This window comes from Croceitalea sp. MTPC5 (assembly GCF_036985505.1).
Lineage (GTDB): Bacteria > Bacteroidota > Bacteroidia > Flavobacteriales > Flavobacteriaceae > Croceitalea.
This window is the reverse complement of record NZ_BTGQ01000004.1, coordinates 409,530-428,194: the sequence shown is the minus strand read 5'-3', so window position 1 is coordinate 428,194 and position 18,665 is coordinate 409,530. Positions and strand designations below refer to the sequence as shown.

15 protein-coding genes are annotated in these 18,665 nt (G+C 39.2%); 7 read left to right on the top strand and 8 right to left on the bottom strand.

Annotation, left to right across the window (positions count from 1 at the left end; all coding sequences use genetic code 11):
- Positions 1–29 precede the first annotated feature (29 nt).
- From AACM45_RS14635 to AACM45_RS14625, 3 genes are all read left to right on the top strand, one after another.
- Positions 30–1,565, top strand: a complete 1,536-nt coding sequence (locus AACM45_RS14635; protein ID WP_339143616.1) for a glycogen synthase — start codon at positions 30–32, stop codon at positions 1,563–1,565.
- 115 nt (positions 1,566–1,680) lie between these two features.
- A complete protein-coding gene (locus AACM45_RS14630) occupies positions 1,681–2,964 on the top strand; it encodes a citrate synthase (RefSeq protein ID WP_339143614.1) in 1,284 nt (427 codons plus the stop codon).
- Positions 2,965–3,051: 87 nt separating this feature from the next.
- Entirely contained in the window at positions 3,052–3,966 is a 915-nt protein-coding gene (locus AACM45_RS14625; protein ID WP_339143612.1) for a dimethylarginine dimethylaminohydrolase family protein, read from the top strand.
- 2 nt (positions 3,967–3,968) lie between these two features.
- Here AACM45_RS14625 and AACM45_RS14620 read toward each other — a convergent pair whose 3' ends face one another.
- Positions 3,969–5,102, bottom strand: coding sequence for a serine hydrolase domain-containing protein (locus tag AACM45_RS14620; protein ID WP_339143610.1), 1,134 nt, complete (start codon positions 5,100–5,102; stop codon positions 3,969–3,971).
- Positions 5,103–5,338: 236 nt separating this feature from the next.
- The gene (locus AACM45_RS14615; protein ID WP_339143609.1) at positions 5,339–6,160 is read right to left on the bottom strand and encodes a LytR/AlgR family response regulator transcription factor; all 822 of its coding nucleotides are present in this window, start codon (positions 6,158–6,160) and stop codon (positions 5,339–5,341) included.
- A gap of 93 nt (positions 6,161–6,253) precedes the next feature.
- Here AACM45_RS14615 and ctlX point away from each other — a divergent pair, with 93 nt between their 5' ends.
- On the top strand, positions 6,254–7,183 hold the full coding sequence (gene ctlX, locus AACM45_RS14610) for a citrulline utilization hydrolase CtlX (RefSeq protein ID WP_339143608.1): 930 nt from the start codon (positions 6,254–6,256) through the stop codon (positions 7,181–7,183).
- On the opposite strand, the gene AACM45_RS14605 is transcribed toward ctlX, so the two are convergent.
- From AACM45_RS14605 to AACM45_RS14595, 3 genes are all read right to left on the bottom strand, one after another.
- Positions 7,180–8,679 (bottom strand): carboxypeptidase-like regulatory domain-containing protein, encoded by a 1,500-nt coding sequence (locus AACM45_RS14605; RefSeq protein ID WP_339143607.1) that lies wholly within the window; start codon positions 8,677–8,679, stop codon positions 7,180–7,182. The genes ctlX and AACM45_RS14605 overlap by 4 nt on opposite strands.
- A gap of 98 nt (positions 8,680–8,777) precedes the next feature.
- Positions 8,778–10,205 carry an SDR family oxidoreductase gene (locus tag AACM45_RS14600; protein ID WP_339143606.1) on the bottom strand — a complete coding sequence of 476 codons (1,428 nt, stop codon included), beginning with the start codon at positions 10,203–10,205 and terminating at the stop codon, positions 8,778–8,780.
- Positions 10,202–10,627, bottom strand: a complete 426-nt coding sequence (locus tag AACM45_RS14595; RefSeq protein ID WP_339143605.1) for a hypothetical protein — start codon at positions 10,625–10,627, stop codon at positions 10,202–10,204. Before AACM45_RS14595 ends, AACM45_RS14600 begins: the two co-directional genes overlap by 4 nt.
- 105 nt (positions 10,628–10,732) lie before the next feature.
- Here AACM45_RS14595 and argS point away from each other — a divergent pair, with 105 nt between their 5' ends.
- Both argS and AACM45_RS14585 read left to right on the top strand, forming a co-directional pair.
- Complete coding sequence (argS, locus tag AACM45_RS14590) at positions 10,733–12,514, top strand: arginine--tRNA ligase (protein WP_339143604.1); 1,782 nt, start codon at positions 10,733–10,735, stop codon at positions 12,512–12,514.
- A gap of 2 nt (positions 12,515–12,516) precedes the next feature.
- Positions 12,517–13,329, top strand: a complete 813-nt coding sequence (locus tag AACM45_RS14585) for a zinc-dependent peptidase (protein WP_339143603.1) — start codon at positions 12,517–12,519, stop codon at positions 13,327–13,329.
- A gap of 73 nt (positions 13,330–13,402) precedes the next feature.
- Here AACM45_RS14585 and AACM45_RS14580 read toward each other — a convergent pair whose 3' ends face one another.
- A complete protein-coding gene (locus AACM45_RS14580; RefSeq protein WP_339143602.1) occupies positions 13,403–14,146 on the bottom strand; it encodes a bacteriorhodopsin-like in 744 nt (247 codons plus the stop codon).
- Between the two features lie 118 nt (positions 14,147–14,264).
- Between AACM45_RS14580 and AACM45_RS14575 the strand changes: the two genes are divergently transcribed.
- Entirely contained in the window at positions 14,265–15,137 is an 873-nt protein-coding gene (locus tag AACM45_RS14575; RefSeq protein WP_339143601.1) for a Brp/Blh family beta-carotene 15,15'-dioxygenase, read from the top strand.
- Here the strand turns inward: AACM45_RS14575 and AACM45_RS14570 are convergent.
- Together AACM45_RS14570 and AACM45_RS14565 are read right to left on the bottom strand one after the other, a co-directional pair.
- On the bottom strand, positions 15,134–17,692 hold the full coding sequence (locus AACM45_RS14570) for a TonB-dependent receptor (RefSeq protein ID WP_339143599.1): 2,559 nt from the start codon (positions 17,690–17,692) through the stop codon (positions 15,134–15,136). The genes AACM45_RS14575 and AACM45_RS14570 overlap by 4 nt on opposite strands.
- Entirely contained in the window at positions 17,673–18,584 is a 912-nt protein-coding gene (locus tag AACM45_RS14565) for a FecR family protein (RefSeq protein WP_339143598.1), read from the bottom strand. Before AACM45_RS14565 ends, AACM45_RS14570 begins: the two co-directional genes overlap by 20 nt.
- Positions 18,585–18,665 lie beyond the last annotated feature (81 nt).

The window sequence follows — 18,665 nt, the reverse complement described above, 5'->3', positions numbered from 1 at the left end:
TATATTATCGCTCGAAAAAAATTAAATGGATGAATAATTTTTTGTTTGCCGCGGCCGAAAACGATGCAATCGCGAACTGTAAGGCGGGTGGCATGGGTGATGTGGTTCGTGATGTACCAAGACAAATAGCCGAAAGTGGCGATAGGGTGCATGTCGCAGTACCGTCTTATGGTAGGCTGCACCAAGGTCAAGATTTCATAACTACGTTAAACTTTGAATTGAGAGGCCTGAACTATACCGCGGAACTATATCAGGTAAAGCCAAAAAAAACTATTCAGAATATTCATCATTATGTGATACACCATCCAGAAATCGAGGCTGGGGGAATTGCACATATCTACCATGATGATCCAGAGGAACCTTTTTTTACCGATGCCATTAAATATTTTATTTTCTGTACAGCTGTTGCCGAGGCAGTAAAACAAGAGGTGTTCGGAGAACTAAATATTATCCATCTCCACGATTGGCATAGTAGCCTGTTACTTTTTTTACGGGAGTACCATTTGAGGTACGAGAACCTGAAAAAGATTCGATTTGTGTATAGTATCCATAATCTCGCAATTCAGGGTATAAGACCTTTTGAGAACAATTATTCTTCAGTACGAAATTGGTTCCCAGATGTTCGTTATGATGAGGAGAGCCTGCTTGATTACCGTTATCCCGATTGCATCAATCTAATGGCAGTCGGTATTCGTTTTGCAGATGCCGTCCATACCGTTTCCCCATCGTACAAAGAAGATGTAATGAAACCAAGTGACCCACCACAGTTTATAGGGGGTGAGGGGTTGGAAAAAGACCTGCAACAGGCCAATAAAGAAGAACGACTGTTCGGTATACTCAATGGCTGTAACTACAAGAACGTCAATGTTGAGGAGAAAGGCCACATTTATCGAAATACGGTAAAGGCTCTTTTTAAGTGGTTACAAGAAGAATCAAAAAAATACAAAGCTGATTTTTTGGCACATACCGGAGAGAAAATAATGCAATACGTAGGTACTCGCCCCAAATTTATAGTCTCAAGTGTCGCTAGATTGACCGAACAAAAATTCTATTTTTTTAAACGCTCGCCAGAGGCTTTTGTAGAAATACTGCAAAAACTTGAAAAAGTTGATGGTATTTTCATTTTGTTGGGTACCGGGGCACCCGAATATGAAGAGCTCTTTCGTGAAATGAGCTACAAGCACAAAAACTTTATATTCACCAATGGGCAATCAGAAAGTCTTATAGATTCCATGTACTTAGAATCTGACCTCTACTTTATGCCAAGTCTTTTTGAACCTTGCGGCATTAGCCAAATGTTATCAATGCGTAATGGAAACCCATGTTTGGTGCACCATACCGGCGGGCTGATAGATACCGTTAAACATATGAAGACAGGTTTTGGTTTTGGGGGCGACAAATACGATGAGAAAATAGCGGATATGCTCGCCACTTTTGATTTGGCACTTGATGTTTTCGTCAATGACAAACCGACTTGGAAAAAGATTCAGGCCAACGCCAAAAAAGCGCGTTTTACCTGGCAGAAGTCAGTGAATGCCTATTACTCAAAACTGTATCAATTGTAACTTGTTTTACACTTGTTTTTATTCTGTTAAGAATAATCCAATTTTTAACGCTTTAATTGTTAAGAGCTTCCATTTTTCTTAAATTTAAGGTCTTAATTTTAACAAATATACGTACATGTCAAAAACTGCTACTCTTGAATTTGAAGGTAAAAAATATGAGTTTCCGGTAATCGAAGGAACGGAAGATGAATTGGCAATCGATATTAAAACCCTGCGTGGCTTGAGTGGTATGGTCACAATTGACCCTGGCTACAAGAATACGGGCTCATGCGAAAGCGCCATTACCTTTTTAGATGGTGAGAAAGGTATTTTAAGGTATTGCGGATATTCCATTGAAGAGTTGGCTGAAAAAGCGGATTTTCTTGAGGTAGCCTATTTATTGATTTTTGGGGAGTTGCCCAATAAAGAGCAATTGGCCGCTTTTCATCTTGATATCAAAAATGAGTCCCATGTAGATGAGGAGATGAAAAAGATTTTGGATGGTTTTCCGAAATCGGCACACCCCATGGGTGTTTTATCTTCATTGACAAGTGCCTTGGTGGCTTTTAATCCGGGATCTGTAGATGTAGCATCCAATGATGCCATGTATAATTCCATTGTTCGTATACTAGCTAAATTTCCTGTGTTGGTTGCTTGGGCGATGCGTAAGAAAATGGGACTTCCGTTAGATTATGGTGACGATTCTTTAGGTTATGTAGAGAACATCCATAAAATGATGTTCAAAAGGCCAAACCAAGAGTACAAACGGAATAAGATCGTCATAGATGCTTTGGATAAATTATTGATCTTACATGCCGATCACGAACAAAATTGTTCGACGTCAACGGTAAGGATCGTTGGGTCATCACATGCAGGACTGTTTGCATCACTTTCTGCCGGTATATCGGCACTATGGGGCCCATTGCACGGCGGTGCCAACCAAGCCGTTCTTGAAATGTTGGAAGCTATTGAAGCTGATGGTGGTGATACTAAAAAATATATGGCCAAGGCCAAAGATAAAGAAGACCCATTCAGATTAATGGGCTTTGGTCACCGTGTTTATAAAAACTTTGATCCACGTGCGAGAATCATTAAAAAAGCCGCTGATGAGGTTTTGGCGGATTTAGGTATCAATGACCCTATCTTGGATATTGCCAAGGGATTGGAGAAAGAAGCGTTGGAAGATGAATATTTCGTAAAAAGGAAGCTTTACCCCAATGTGGACTTCTATTCTGGAATTATTTATCGCGCTTTAGGAATACCAACGGATATGTTTACGGTAATGTTCGCTTTGGGCAGATTACCGGGGTGGATTGCCCAATGGAGGGAAATGCGTTTAAGAAACGAACCGATTGGTCGACCTCGTCAAATTTATATTGGTGAGAACCATCGTCCTTTTGTCGAAGTAGATAAAAGGTAGATTGCTACCTTAATAAAAACAAAAGCCCTTTTCTAGCATAAAAGGGCTTTTTTTGTGAAAAGATAACTAACCCTTAAAACGACGGTAATGCTTCAATTGAACATTAAAGATGAAACCGCACCACTAAAGGCTGTTGTTCTGGGTACTGCACAAAGCTGTGGTCCGGTACCAAAAGCTGAAGAAGCCTATGACCCTAAATCGCTCGCACATATCTTGGCGGGTACATACCCTAAAGAGGAAGACATGGTCTTCGAGATGGATGCTTTTGCCAAGGTCTTTGAAAAATATGGAGTTCAGGTTTTTAGACCAAAAGTACTCAAAGATGTCAATCAGATATTCTCACGTGATATTGCCTTTGTAATCGATGATAAACTTTTCCATGCGAATATCCTTCCAGATCGTGAGAAAGAATTTCAGGCCATAAAGTATATTGTTGATGAAGTCCCTGCCGAAAAGGTGGTTTACCCACCTGAGCAAGTTCATATTGAAGGTGGTGACGTCATGCCATGGAACGACTATATTTTTGTTGGTACGTACACTGCGGATGATTATCCAGAGTACATCACGGCAAGAACGAATAAAGAAGCTGTATCGTTTTTAGAAGCGCAATTCCCTAATAAAATAGTAAAGCCCTTTGAACTTCGTAAATCCAATACTGATGCTAAGGCCAATGCCCTGCATTTGGATTGTTGTTTTCAACCAATCGGAAAAAACAAGGCGATTTTACATAAAAATGGGTTTTTGGTCGAAGAAGAATACCAATGGTTGGTCAATTATTTTGGACCTGGGAATATCTTTGAGATTACCGCTGATGAAATGTATCAGATGTTCAGTAACGTCTTCTCTATTTCGCCAGAGGTGGTCGTTTCAGAACAAAGTTTCACAAGATTGAACAATTGGTTAAGAAATCAAGGGTTTATCGTAGAAGAAATCCCTTATGCCGAAATTGCAAAGCAAGAGGGATTACTTCGTTGTAGTACACTACCCTTGATTAGGGAGTGATCTTACATGAACAGGGCTTTTAGAATATCCAATTGTAAATTTTCGGCTTTTTTACGAATAGGTGATTCCATCATGGTATTGAAGTTGGTCGCCATAAAGACAATTGCATTTAATTCTGGTAAATAGAGCAATACACACCCTGCTCCCATGCCCCCACCCGAATGGCCCAGGGCATAGGTGACATCCAAATCATAATATTGAATTCCTAGTCCATATCTTTTGTCACCTGCTTCGTTCAGTACAAATTCTTGCATCGATGCTAAGGTGGTAGGTCGTAGTAGTTCTCCTGAGATCAGGCCTTTGAGAAAAAGAACGGCATCTTTTGTAGAGGTCACGATTCCGTCGTCACCTTTCATTGAAGAGACATTGACCCGTTGTAATTTTGAAATGTTCACAGGTATGCTTTCCAATAAAACATCCCAGTAAGCATCGGCGATATTTAATTCTTGGTCGATATTATCCTTTGATAGATAAAAGGTTGATGACAACCCAAGTCTTTTGAAAATGTGTTTTTCCATATAGGTAATATGGTCACCGGTAATTTTATCGGCCACTAATGAAAGTACTTCATAGTTGGTATTTCTATACGAATATTTACTGCCAGGCTCGAAATCCATTGGTTTACCCTTAATATGTGATAGTAAATCTTCTACCGAGAGCACTTTTTGGGGTTCGTGTAAGATTTTCGATACCAGAATAGGGTCATAGTTGTACTCGGGTAGCCCAGAAGTATGGTTCAATAACATTCTAAGGGTAATCTTGTCAACTCCCTTTTTGTCGGTCAACCAGTTTTGGTCCAAGTATTTTGTCAAGAGGTCGTCTAAATCCAGTTTTCCTTCTTCATATAATTGCAAGATGACTACGGCCATATACGTTTTACTGACACTTTGCAAGTAAAATAAATGGTCATTGGTCAACGCAATCCCGTTTTCTATATTGGACAACCCTTCTGCATGCGACCAAAAACCGGTTTCTTCGGTGTATACGGTTAGGGCTAGACCAGGAATACCCATTTCAGTATACTTTTTAAGAACACCTTTTACCGCATCTTGTCTTTCTTTAGGAAATTCATTTTTCTGTGCTTGAAGGGTACTGGCCAAAAAAAATAAGCCTACCCAGAAGATTAATTTTTTCATCTGTTTGATTTTTTCTGAATTCCCGCTCACCGTCAGGCAGGTTCAAAAAATTTGAATGCCTTCTGTAACCCACATGAATCGATGATGTGAATAGTACATGCAGAAAATTCAAGTTCGTATTATGATTGATAATTTTTGCCAAATATCAATTGAAGAATCCGTCATTCGAGCTTTGTCAGGGCCCAAGATGATGAGGTGTATTATTTTTTAGGATAAAGTGTCTTGTTTTCTTTGGATCAGATCACCAATGAGGTGGCCGAATACCATTTTTTGAAAACCGGGGCAGTGGTGCGGCTTACAATTGATTTTACTTTGTTGTCAGCAACTTGAAATTCAACTTCCAATTTTCCGTTTACTTCTTTTCGATAGCCGATAATAGCCTTTCTATGTATGATATATTTCCTGTTTAGACGAAAGAAGAGCTCGCTTGGTAAACTGGGCATAATTTTATTCAGTGAGCCATCGATAATATAATCCTTGCCATCTTGGTCTTTTAAATAGGTGGTTTTTTCATCGACATAAAATAATACGATTTGCTCAAAGGGAATATTTCTTCTGGTATTGCCCAATAAAATTTCAAGACCTGTTGAGCGTAGTTTTAATTCTTCTTGATGAACACGTTGCGAAGTACTCCATTGGTGATGTAAATAGAACCCAATATAGATGCCGTTTACGACCAATATCCAGATAAAGAAAATAAACAAATTATACGTGTAGAATTTAGTGGGCAACGGGCCACTTCCGAATAGGGCATTGATAATTTCAGTCTCAACGACAATGAATCCCTGTGCGACGATATTGGTGATGAAAACTTGCCATAAGATTCGTTTCAAAAAAGCGCTTTCATAAGGCATTTTTATATCTAGTCGATTTATTACCATCCGTATTAAGTACCATGCAACAAATCCGGTGGCCGTATCTATTGCATAGGTGGTATAGGTATACCAATCCCACCGGATCGTGGCATACGTCAGGTGATAGTTAATGGTGTTGATAAAGGGGATAAGCACTAGAAACAGTGTAAGATCATTGTATTTGCCAAGGTACTTTTTAAACATTGTTCTTTATTCTTTCTTAAAGATAATGACCTCATTTTTTTGTTACAATATCACTGATGTAATCATTACTTTAGCGAAACTTTTTTTTGATCTATGCAAATTACCAATACCATACTAATGATTCGTCCAGTTGCTTTTCGAATGAACGAGCAGACCGCGGTGAACAACTATTTTCAAGAAGACCTTGCTATCAAAAACGACATGATCAATAAGAGGGCCCAGAAAGAGTTTGATGATTTTGTCGAGGTGCTTCGTCAAAATGGGGTGACCGTGATTGTGATTGAAGATAGGGTCGAGACGGATACCCCTGATTCCATATTTCCGAACAACTGGGTCTCTTTTCATGATAGTGGAACCGTCGTGGTATACCCTATGTTTGCCGAGAATAGGAGAAAGGAAAGGAGGGAGGATGTTTTTGATGTCCTCGAAGAGCAGGGTTTTCGAATAGACAATATTATAGATTACACAGCCGCTGAGGAAGAGGGGGTCTTTTTAGAGGGAACGGGTAGTATTTTAAAGGATAGGATAAATCAAAAGGCATATTGTGCGCTCTCAGAAAGGGCCCACGAAGAACTGTTCATTGAATTTTGTGAGGATTTTGATTGCTTCCCCGTTATCTTTACGGCAAATCAAACCGTGAATGGCGAACGCCTGCCCATATATCATACCAATGTCATGATGGCCATGGCAGAAACCTTTGCAGTTATTTGTACGGCTACCATAGATGATAAAAAAGAGCGTAAAAACGTAGTTGAACATTTGAAAAAGAACGGTAAGGAAGTTATAACCATCACTGAACAACAGATGCATTGTTTTGCAGGTAATATGCTTCAGGTCATAGGTGCCGATGATCAACGTTTTATGGTCATGAGCTCAACCGCGTACCATAGTCTTCGAAAAGACCAGATAGCCGCCATTGAAAAACACTGTAAAATCGTTCATAGTTCTTTAGATACCATTGAAACTTGTGGTGGCGGTAGCGCAAGATGTATGATGGCAGAGGTGTTTTTGCCTAAAGCTTAATCTTCCGTTTCTACGGTAAACCCCTTTATCGCTTGATTAGGCTCCATGATGTTGTAGCCTTCCCAGAATTCAGGGTTGTATTTTGGCATATAAGTGGATTTCTTGCTTTTATCCTCTTTGAAGTTGTCAAACTGTGTTTGGTCAATAAGCGTGTTTTCGAAAACGACAAGCTCCCACTTATTTGTGTTTTTAAGCCTGAAATCAATATTGAGACGCAGTTCATTTTGTTTGCGCCGACCTTTTACGTTCTTGTTTTTTTCAATGACATCAAGGGGGCGGTCAAATCTTAACCATCGCCCAAAATTAAAATCCGCAAACTTCAGTTCATAACGACCATTTTTGAGTTTGCTAAACTGCATGGAACCTTTGTATAGTGTCTCACGATAAAAAATACCGAGTAACCTGAAGTTTTTGAGGTTTTTCAAGTTTTCAAAATCAATTCGCATCACGGCAAAATCCTCGATGTTGATGAAAAAGCGGCCTTTGAAGTCTGCACTTCTTTTGGGTTTAAAGTCAATGACATAAACCTCCTGTTCCTCGATTTCAGAATATCCTGAAAGTGTGAAGTCGTATTTCCTATTTTTATTGACAACATTCAGTTTGGTGTCCTCTTGATAAAATATTTCGCCAAGTAGCTCCTCAAAAATTTGTTTTTGCCCGTCAACCAACCCAGAAATAGTGTCGTTTTGAAGTTCTTTTTCTAGCTTTTCGGCTTCTTCCGCCTCAATATCACTCAAAATGGAATCTACTTGAACCTTTTGACTAAAAATTCCTGATTTGATCTTTAAATAAGAATCGGGCTTGACATTTTTTGTCAGCATCACCTCTACACGTTTGGCCAGGTCTTCAAATGAACCAATATTCTTTTTGTCATATAGTTCAGCTGCTTTGATGACATCTACCTTATATGCACTGTTCGTTTTGTAAAAGTCGCCAAGGGACTCCGTGTAATGGCTCGAATATCGGGGTAGGGCATCGGCAATACTATCAATCAATTCTTTGTTCAATTCTTCAATGGACGACTTTTCAAAACCAAAATCCGCCTTTTGGATGTTTCCAAAAATCGATTGACGTAAGAAATACCGTTGTTTTACAGGATCATTGTTGGCATTCTCAGGGATTCGTTGAATCATTTTTTCAATGATATCGTCAACAGACAGCTCTTTGTCAAAAAGGTAAACCCCGCCTAGTTCAATAGCTTTTGGGGCTATAAAGAGGGTAGTATCGGAAAAATGTTCGAAAGGGAATCCCTTTTTCTCGTATCCTATACTTGAAATATAGAAGGAATCAAGTTTCTTGTCCGTGGCATCCATCGCAAAACTAAAAACACCTTCTTCATTGGTAATCACGCCTTGGTTTTCTGCAAATTGTACGGTGGCGTAAGCAATTGGCTTTTTGGTCTTTGCATCAACTACTTTTGATGTAATGGTCTGGCCTTCGGCAGTGACTATCAAGAAATAGAAAAGTAATAGGAAAATAGATCGTAAGAATCTCATATTTTGATTGGCATAAGTTTATATCTTTTAGACGCCTATCATACAGTTACCGTTGCCCAGAAGATGTGATTTTTTTGAAAGGGTTTATGGATTTTCAATTACTGGGCCTTCGCGATATTTCGAATCATACCTCCAAAAATAAAATAGTGAAAGGGGAGCACACTGTACCAATATAATCTACCCCTAAGGCCTTTGGGCCTGAACGTGGCAATTTGGTGTAGGGTATTGTTCTTGTCAATTTTAAATTCTAACCAGGCCTCGCCCGGTAATCGCATTTCAGCAAATAATAAAAGTCGTTTCGTTTTTTTGTCGGCCAATAAAACGCGCCAGAAATCCAAGGCGTCCCCCGGAAATATTTTATCTGCATTGGTACGCCCCCTTCTTAGGCCCGGACCACCATTCAACTTGTCGAGAAATCCACGAATCTTCCATAACCAACTGCCATAGTACCAGCCTTGTTCCCCACCTATACGCCAAATATTATCCAAGACTTTTTGGTCATCATCAATGGTAATGGACTGCACGTCTTTAAGTACCCCATATTTCGGTACTTGAATGTATTTTTCAAGATCTTCATCTACCTGGCCGCTGACGACACTATCTTTCCAGCTGCTTATGACTAGGTTTTGCTCGATTTTTTTGAAGGCCATTGCTATGGCCTCTTCATAAGTATGGGTTTGAATACCAAGTAACTCTTGCAATTCATTGTCTCGTGCGACTACTTCCATTTTCATGCTATCGACCAAGTTGACTGCCAGTTTAAAAGACGTTGAGGTTACAAAATAAAGCCAGTATGATGAAAGTTTTGGGGTCATTATAGGTACCGTGAAGATCCAATTTTTGAAGCCCCTTACCTTGGCATACTTATGTAACATTTGTTTGTAGGTCAATACATCGGGGCCACCGATATCAAAAGACCTATCATAGGTATTCTCATTTTGTAGTACCCCCATTAAAAAATTAATGACATCCCGAATGGCGATGGGTTGTGATTTGGTCAGCACCCATTTCGGGGTAATCATAAAGGGAAGCTTTTCGCAAAGATCACGTATTATCTCAAAAGAAGAACTACCTGAGCCCACAATGATCCCAGCCCGAAGTACGGTAAGATGAAAGTTCCCCTGATAGAGGATATCTTCTACATTTTTTCGTGATGAGAGGTGTTTTGATAGCTTGTTGTCATTTACGATGCCGCTAAGGTAAATTACTTGTTTGCAATCGGTATTCTCAAGAAGTGTATTGAACCTTCGCGCTGCCATCGCCTCTTTTTCATCAAAATCGGCTATTGATGATGTCATGGAATGGATAAGGTAATACGCCGTGTCGATATCTTTAGGAATGGTATCCACTGAACCTTCATCCAAAAAATCGATTTCAATGACTTGAATCTTTTTTCTAGTGCTAAAATCTACCGACAATCGCTTTTCGTCACGTACTACGCAGATTACCTCATGCCCCTTTTTTAATAACTGAGGTAGTAATCGCATGCCAATATAACCGTTGGCACCAGTAAGTAATATCTTCATAAATCTTCTATTGAGGTAGGTAGATTATCAGCCTTATGGTCCAATAACTTTTTAAAGAATTTCTGTATGGCTTTGGTGTCTGACCTTACTTTGATAAAATGATTATCGACATGCACGGAATATACGGCAAAATCACCCTTGTAAATGGTCAATTTGTAATATGGAATTATTAGTGCATAAGATTCCAATAGGGAGCGGAATCCGACTATGATACCTTTAGGCCGCATTTCAATATTACAAATGTTGGTATTGTTATCAAGAATCAGAAGATTGTATATTTCGACGCTGGCTTTGGCGATCCCCAATTTTGGGGAACCAATACCCCCCATTTTAAAACGTTCTTTCAAGGTAAAGGGTTTGCCGACCGCTTCATCTATTTTCTTGGTAATTTTTTTGTCTGAGTACGAAACATTTAGTAGCATGGATTAAATTTAAGCAAATACCATGACCAAAGCGTTTGAAGCTTCTTAATCTTCTCTAAAAAGTTTAAAAAAACGTAGTTTTGCTGCGCTTAAAATATGAAGTCAATGCAGCTACAAGAGGTTTTGGAACAGAAAGTAAAAGAAGGGGTACAGGCGATTTTCGGTGTACAACTTTCCAGTGTTGAATTCCAACCCACACGAAAAGACTTTCAAGGTGATGTTACGGTAGTGATTTTTCCGATGCTTCGAATGCTAAAAGGTAATCCTGTTCAGATTGGAAATCAAATTGGGGAATACCTTGAAAACCATGTTGATGAGGTCTCAATGTATAATGTAGTGAAAGGCTTTTTAAACTTGGTCATCTCTGAAAAGTACTATATTGAGTTTTTCAATGCGATTTGTAGTCAAAAGAACTATGGATATGCCAAAGGGAATTCAAAAGATGCCATTATGGTGGAGTACTCTTCACCAAATACCAACAAACCATTGCACCTGGGGCATATTCGCAATAACCTTTTGGGTTATTCAGTCGCTGAAATTTTAAAGGCTGCAGGACACAAAGTGTATAAAACCCAGATCATTAACGATCGCGGTATCCATATTTGTAAGAGTATGCTGGCCTGGCAAAAGTTCGGTGATGGTGAGACCCCAGAATCCTCGGGTCTAAAGGGGGATCATCTTGTAGGGAAGTATTATGTGGCTTTTGATCAAGCCTATAAAGCTGAAATAGCCGAGTTGGTTGCCGAAGGAATGCAAAAAGACTTAGCGGAGAAAGAGGCCCCTATACTTGTGGAAGCCCAGGAAATGCTTCGCAAATGGGAAGCTGGTAACGACGAAATCGTAGCCCTTTGGAAAAAGATGAATGGCTGGGTCTATGAAGGCTTTGATACTACCTATAAGAATATGGGTGTGGATTTTGATACCTTATACTACGAAAGTGACACCTATCTTTTGGGGCGTGACGTGGTGAAAGACGGACTTGAAAAAGGGGTATTCTTTAAAAAGGATGATGGTAGTGTTTGGATCGATCTCACTGATGAGGGGTTGGATGAAAAAATAGTATTGCGGTCTGATGGTACGGCCGTCTATATGACCCAAGATATTGGTACGGCAATTCAGCGGGTAACCGATTTTCCAGATATCAATGGTATGGTCTATACCGTGGGTAACGAGCAAGATTATCATTTCAAGGTCTTGTTCTTGATTCTAAAAAAATTAGGCTACTCTTGGGCGGGGAAATTACATCACCTGAGTTATGGAATGGTAGACCTACCATCCGGAAAAATGAAGAGCAGGGAAGGCACCGTGGTCGATGCCGATGATTTGATGGATAATATGACCCAAACTGCTGCTTCAATCTCAGAAGAACTGGGCAAGTTAGAGGGGTATTCAGACAAAGAAAAGCAAAAGTTGTACAAGACTATTGGTTTAGGGGCGTTGAAATACTACATTCTTAAGGTTGACCCTAAAAAGCGTATTCTATTCAATCCTGAGGAATCCGTTGATTTTCAGGGTAATACCGGTCCATTCATTCAATACACCTATGCCCGTATACAGTCCATCTTACGCAAAGCCGATGATATGGCAATTACCAATGCCTTCGAAACCACGTTGGAATTACACCAAAAAGAAAAGGAGTTGTTAAAGCAAGTACAATTGTTTCCTGAAACGGTACAAATGGCCGCTGAACAATACAGCCCTGCTTTGATAGCCAATTATACCTATGATTTGGTCAAGGAATTCAATTCGTTTTACCAACAGGTATCGATACTTGGCGAGCCCAATGAAACAAAGAGGCAATTTAGGGTTCAACTAGCTAAAAAGGTTGGTGGGGTAATTCAAAATGCGTTTCGCTTGTTAGGCGTTGAGGTACCAGAAAGAATGTAGTATTGGATAATGTTTGGGTCAACATATTCGCTTTTGGCTGCCTTTTTTTCATTCTTAGCTACTTTTTATATATCTTATATTACGCCATAGGGCTATATGACCTAAACCCTTTCTTTAGGCCAATACCTTTAAAGGACCTTGAAAAAAGATTACTGTCTAAACATATTGAAACGATTAAGCATCTTGATGAAAGCCAAAAGGAAAAATTGTACAAAAGAGTAGCATGGTTTAGGGCAAAGAAGACATTTACTTTTAAGTCAGAAACCTTTGATAAAGAAGATATCATACTTTTAATAAGTAGTGCAGGCATGCTATTGACCTTGGGTTTTAAGAACTATAAATTTATAAGAAGTATACACCGAATCGTAATCCACCCAACGGACTACTATTCATCATTCAACAAACGTTATCATTTAGGGGAGTATAATCCTGGGTTAAAAGCTTTGGCCTTCGCCGCCGATACCTTGGTTTTCGGATTTGAAGATGACTCTGATAATATTAATTTGGCCATACATGAATTTGCCCATGCACTTTATTTTGAGACTAAAGGCAAGAATTCATGGGGCGCCCTTCGATTTCAATGGGGTTTTCGAAAACTGGAAAGATTGTTTAACGATAAGGAATTTGCGCTTACTACACTGGATTCAGGTTACTTTCGAAATTATGCCAAGAAGAATCCATATGAATTTTTAGCGGTAATCACTGAGAATTTTATAGAGACGCCCGATACTTTTCACGCAAATCACCTAGAACTATATAATGTCTTAAAGACTATGTACAATTTTAACCCTGTAGCACCTAAGGGGGTCAAATAAATGATTTGTCTCAAATCAAAGAAGCCCTAAACTAAGGTTAGGGCTTCTTCTAAGTAACCAACTAAATACTGGATTATGCCTTATTTCGGGCGGCAACGGCCGCACCGTAGACAACAAGACCAAATCCAATCTTGTTTATGGCGTCACCGATGTTATAGATGACATCCATATTTAAGCCTTCAAAAATACCGTCATACCATCCTGTGGTTCCGGCCATATAGCCTATTGGATAAATTGCCCAACCTACCAATACAAACCAACATAATGTTCTGTGTGCTGACAAAATAGGTCCACCTGCAGCCTCAGCCAGTTTTTTAGCTCCACCGAACCATATTTCATAGACGATGTAGAAATAGGCAAGACCTGAAATAAGTCCCCATAATGCTGGTCCTGACCCGGTGGTATAAACAGCTTCGCCAAAGTACCCGGTTACGAGCATGACCACAGAGGCGAAAATCAGTTTCCACATCAAAGATTTTTTCGCTCCCGCGACTTTAAGTATCAAATAGAATTCAACACACATTAAAGGTACGGTCAATACCCAATCAACATAACGGAAGAATGTTGGGGATTCACCTACACCTGCCCAATAATCACGCATGTACCAATAGTGTACTGCGGCAATAAACGTAATCAACCCTGAAACCAAGATCGACGTTTTCCATTTTTTATCAAAATCGTTCATTGATAAAAAGAAAAAGGCAGAAGCTGCCATCATGGCCATGCAACCCACAAAGAATGTAAACCCGACATAGTCATCGGTTGCAATTTTCGAAACATCCGCAAAAAGCGGCATACTAAGTAAAAGCGTTTTCATATATATAGGAATTAGTTAAAAATGTTTAAGTAAAATTAAATAATATTAAACAAAATAACATAAAAAATGTTTAATATTTTTGTCATATCTTTAAACAAATAGATAAATTTTTCTTAAAATGAAAAATGGGATTATCGTTGCTACTTTTTTTTGCCTGTGGATTTCTACAATGTTCAGTGCGGTTGTACAACAGTTTTTAGGGTATGCCTTGATTTTGACTGTTGGGGTCTTGCATGGGGCCAATGATCTTACATTGATTCGGTTTGCAGCACTTAAGAATGCCATTCCACTAAGGTATTCAAGTGCCCTATTGTATTATATAGCAGCAGTATTTGGTACACTTCTCCTATTTTTTAGCTATCCTCCATTGGCATTATTGTCTTTTATCCTTATAAGTGGGTATCATTTTGGCGAACAACATTTTAAGGATCGGCAGACGTTGTCAAGATTTTTTAAGGTAGTTTTGTTTTCTTCATACGGATTATTAATTTTGTTTATGATATTTTATTTTAACGTAAACAAAACTATTCAAATACTACATGAGATTACAGGATTTAGACTAACAGATACCTCTCTTAAATTTGTCTTGATCTTATCACTGGTCGTTTTTACGGCCGTCATGTTTTATGCTAGATTAACGAAACAGCTCAAAGCGAATCTGATTGAAGAATTTTTCTATTTGTTGGTACTTTTTGTTGTTTTTAATGTTGCTGATCTACTTTGGGGCTTTGCCATTTATTTCATTTTATGGCATAGCATCCCTTCTTTGGCCGATCAAATTCGATTGTTGTATGGCAAAGCGGGCAGGTCACAGCTTGTAGCCTATCTTAAGAGTTCATGGATGTATTGGTTGCTTTCCATTCTTGGTCTTGTTGTCATCTATATGATTTTTCAAGATAACATGGATTTTTTCATCTCGATTATGGTCTACTTTTTGGCCGCGATTACCTTTCCGCATGTTATTGTAATGTCAAAACTGGAAGAGGGTTAAAAGGTCATCCTGAAGCTAATATTCGGGGTCAAACCCAAAGAAGTGTTCTCGACTTTCTCAATCTCGTCGTTTTCTGAAATACGATAGTAACGATTAAGAATATTCCTCCGATTGGTAAGGTTGAGCAGTGAGATGCCGGTACTTGCCTTGACCCTTCTACTAACATCAAACGAATAAGTAGCTGAGGCATCGACCCTAAAATATTCTGGAAGTCGATCACTATTCGATTCTTGATAGTTGATCCGCAATGGAAAAAACGCATTGTCGATAGGGTTGGTTTCATCGGGTGCAGTAAACGGTTTTCCCGTTCGATAATTGAGACCGACCCCCATTTTTAGTTTTTTTATGGTGTAAGTACTTGCCAATGTCACCGTATGCCTGACATCTAGATTGTTAGGAAACCCAGGTGGTACGATACTATCAAAGGTATAATCATTCTTGTTATAGGTGTAACTAAGCCATGTGCTATAATTCTGCCCCTTTTTATTGATTAAAAACTCTGCGCCCTTTATTTCGTAGCTACCTATTTCACCATTGAACTGGTTTTCATTTTGAAAGCCCTGTGTTCTGGTACTGATACCGTCTACTTGTTTGTAAAATCCTTCTAATCCGACATAAAATGAATTCTTTGCATAGTTGAAGCCGATAGACGCCTGCCTACTTCGGGTAACAGGTAGTTCATCTTCGTCTGATAGGATCCAACGTCGTTTTTCAATCCCTAAGAAGTTTTGTTCAAGATCAATGACTTGGTTGGTGCTTTGGCTTTTGAACTCTCCCAAAATTTCAGCCCTTAAATAATTGGCGACCCTAAAATTTATATCGACACGGGGTTCTATCAAAATTTTGGAAAATGTACCTAAATTTTCAATATAATTTAACCTGACGCCACCACTGGCAATGAAATTGTCTTCAAACGAATTGTACCTTATTTCGCTATATGGGGCGTGAATTCTAATAACACCAATGATTTTACTGTTGAATTGAGGCTCAGTCACCTCTGTGATATTCGTAATACCGGTTTCAATGAATTGATACCCATTATACCAATCCATTTTTTCTGATAGGTTATACTTGGTGTCGATTTTAATCGCATTTTCGGTGACCCGATTATTTTGACGTAACTCTTGTATTTGATTTGGAAAAAGGCTTTGCGCATTTAGGCTATATCTAGAAAAATAACCGTTCACATATGATGAAAACCTGGTCGACCATTCGCTTGTGAGGGCTAGGCCAATCGATATATTTGTCTGGTCTAAAAAACTTGTGGATGTTTCGACGGTATTTAGGTCGGTCTCGGTAAAATCCAAATCATTATCAATGGCTATAAAGCTTAAGCGTAATTTCTGGTCCCTATTGATGTCATAAAGCAATTTGCCCGAAAAGTCGTAGAAAAAGAAATTCTCATCGCGCTCAAAATTGTCCTCTACTTCTTCATTTTGTTGATTGCGCACCTCGGTATCTTGAAAAGCCCGGTCCGTAAAGCTACTGTAAGCAGGGGTGTTTAAAAAATCGGTCGTCGAACGGCGTGCCGAAAATTGAAACGCGATATGCTCTTTAATGGGGAATTGACCGAAAATATCACCGCTGATAAAACTTATTCCAGCTCCACCGGTAAACAAACCGTCCATATTATTTTTTGTTTCCATACTGATGACACTGCTTACGCCATCCCCATATTGTGAAGGGGTTCCGTTTTTATAAACGGTTACTTTGTCTGTCAAATAGGGATTGAAAGCAGAAATCAAACCAAAAAAATGACCGGATTGGTACATTTTAATCCCATTCCATAAAATAAGGTTTTGATCATTGGTCCCCCCTCGCACATTAATGTCTGAAACGGTTTCATCAATACTCTTGATGCCTGGCAAAGCTTGAACGCTTTGAAGCACATCTGGCTCGATGAGACCGGGCAAGACACCCAGTTCACCAGTATTAAGTGTGATACTTGCATCTTGTTGCTTCGTAATGCCCGACGTTAAAAATTCGTAAACCGTGACCTCTTTTAGTTTTTGAAAATTCTGGGCCAGCAATAATTTAGGGCAATCGTCGGATTCTGCCAGGCCCTCAATGGCGATATACTTGGTAACATAGCCCAGATACCTGATTTTAAGTGAGGCTTTACGGGGTACTTGCTTTAATTCAAAATAGCCGTTGTCGTCGGTAACCAGGGCTTTACCAGAACCTAACACTTCTACGGTAGCACCTGGTATGTTATTTTCCGCATAATTATCCAAGACCTTCCCACAGATATCGACCAACCGGGTCTTGGCAATGGTATAGTATCTGTCGTCAAGTCTTTTTATCTCAAGTAGGGTCTGATTGTGAATGGCCTGTAAAATGGCATTGAGGTCATTAAAGTCGGGTACGGTTATGGAAACTTTGGAAACATCCTCATCTACGAATGAAAACTTGATATCGTATTCGTTTTCAAGTTGGGCCAAATACGATTGTAGTTCAACTTTAGCCGATTCCTGTGCATTGGTCTGACTTACGATGAACGAAAAAACAATCCCATAAAAAAGTCTTAGCAGGCTATTATGGCGTGTTCTCGGCATAAAAAAGTACGTTAGCTTCACCTAATTTATAACTAATCCGTGAAGGAATACTTATACTTTCTAACGCTATTTTTAAATCGGTGTTGCTAAACGAGCCAGTAAATAATTGCTCCACATCAATATTTTTTACTTGCACCTCAATATTATATTGCCTTTCGAGCTCTTTCAAAACAAACTTCAAGGGAATACTTGAGAAGGTACTTTCATTGTTTACCCATGATGGGGAAGTGGTGTTTGGTTTTTCGGTTGATCTTACTTTTCCATTGATCATCAAAAATGAATTTCCGGCGGGTAATTTTAGTTCTTGATTTTGGTAAGAAACACGTACCAAACCTTCGTAACAGGTGACCTCGAAAAAGCCTTCCCTATTTTCAACGTTGAACTGTGTGCCCAAAACCGTTACCTTACCGGCAGTGGTGCTAACCGTAAATTTCTTGCCTTTTGCAACTTTGAAAAAGGCTTCTCCGTTCAATTGGACGGCACGCTGCTTATCCCATTTATTTTTATGGAAAGAAACTTCGGAATCAGCGTTTAAAATCACCTCTGAATTGTCAGGCAACATCACTTCGGTACGTTCTGCCAATGTCGTGGAAAACGTGGTATCCAAGGTATTCAGGTAAAAATAAGAACCTGCCAATAGTATCGCAATTACCGCAGCGATTTTTAAGAATTGCTTGTAAGGATGCAATGGGCGTACCTTGGTTTCAGTGGTGAATTGACGTCCCTTAAAGGTATTCCATGCCCCCTCCATATCAAATTCAGGGGCTTCCAAAGTATTTGATGCCTCTAGAATCCTCATATAGGAAGCATATTCATCAGACTTTTTGAATTCCGATAATTCAGCCTCAGAGAGTTCATTATTGAGCCACTTTGCCAGATAATCCTCTTGCATGATTTCTATACGTTATGCTATTGTAACAACTTAAGTTTCTAAAACCCTACTTTTTTATATGGAGCCCAAACCCAAAGTGTC

What these genes read in the sequence shown, in the direction of transcription:
- argS (WP_339143604.1), top strand. Translation starts at nt 10,733, where the DNA reads ATGCAGCTACAAGAGGTTTTGGAACAGAAAGTAAAAGAAGGGGTACAG.
- AACM45_RS14635 (WP_339143616.1), top strand. Translation starts at nt 30, where the DNA reads ATGAATAATTTTTTGTTTGCCGCGGCCGAAAACGATGCAATCGCGAAC.
- AACM45_RS14570 (WP_339143599.1), bottom strand. Translation starts at nt 17,692, where the DNA reads ATGCCGAGAACACGCCATAATAGCCTGCTAAGACTTTTTTATGGGATT.
- AACM45_RS14575 (WP_339143601.1), top strand. Translation starts at nt 14,265, where the DNA reads ATGAAAAATGGGATTATCGTTGCTACTTTTTTTTGCCTGTGGATTTCT.
- AACM45_RS14580 (WP_339143602.1), bottom strand. Translation starts at nt 14,146, where the DNA reads ATGAAAACGCTTTTACTTAGTATGCCGCTTTTTGCGGATGTTTCGAAA.
- AACM45_RS14630 (WP_339143614.1), top strand. Translation starts at nt 1,681, where the DNA reads ATGTCAAAAACTGCTACTCTTGAATTTGAAGGTAAAAAATATGAGTTT.
- AACM45_RS14600 (WP_339143606.1), bottom strand. Translation starts at nt 10,205, where the DNA reads ATGAAGATATTACTTACTGGTGCCAACGGTTATATTGGCATGCGATTA.
- AACM45_RS14620 (WP_339143610.1), bottom strand. Translation starts at nt 5,102, where the DNA reads ATGAAAAAATTAATCTTCTGGGTAGGCTTATTTTTTTTGGCCAGTACC.
- ctlX (WP_339143608.1), top strand. Translation starts at nt 6,254, where the DNA reads ATGCAAATTACCAATACCATACTAATGATTCGTCCAGTTGCTTTTCGA.
- AACM45_RS14615 (WP_339143609.1), bottom strand. Translation starts at nt 6,160, where the DNA reads ATGTTTAAAAAGTACCTTGGCAAATACAATGATCTTACACTGTTTCTA.
- AACM45_RS14595 (WP_339143605.1), bottom strand. Translation starts at nt 10,627, where the DNA reads ATGCTACTAAATGTTTCGTACTCAGACAAAAAAATTACCAAGAAAATA.
- AACM45_RS14565 (WP_339143598.1), bottom strand. Translation starts at nt 18,584, where the DNA reads ATGCAAGAGGATTATCTGGCAAAGTGGCTCAATAATGAACTCTCTGAG.
- AACM45_RS14605 (WP_339143607.1), bottom strand. Translation starts at nt 8,679, where the DNA reads ATGAGATTCTTACGATCTATTTTCCTATTACTTTTCTATTTCTTGATA.
- AACM45_RS14625 (WP_339143612.1), top strand. Translation starts at nt 3,052, where the DNA reads ATGCTTCAATTGAACATTAAAGATGAAACCGCACCACTAAAGGCTGTT.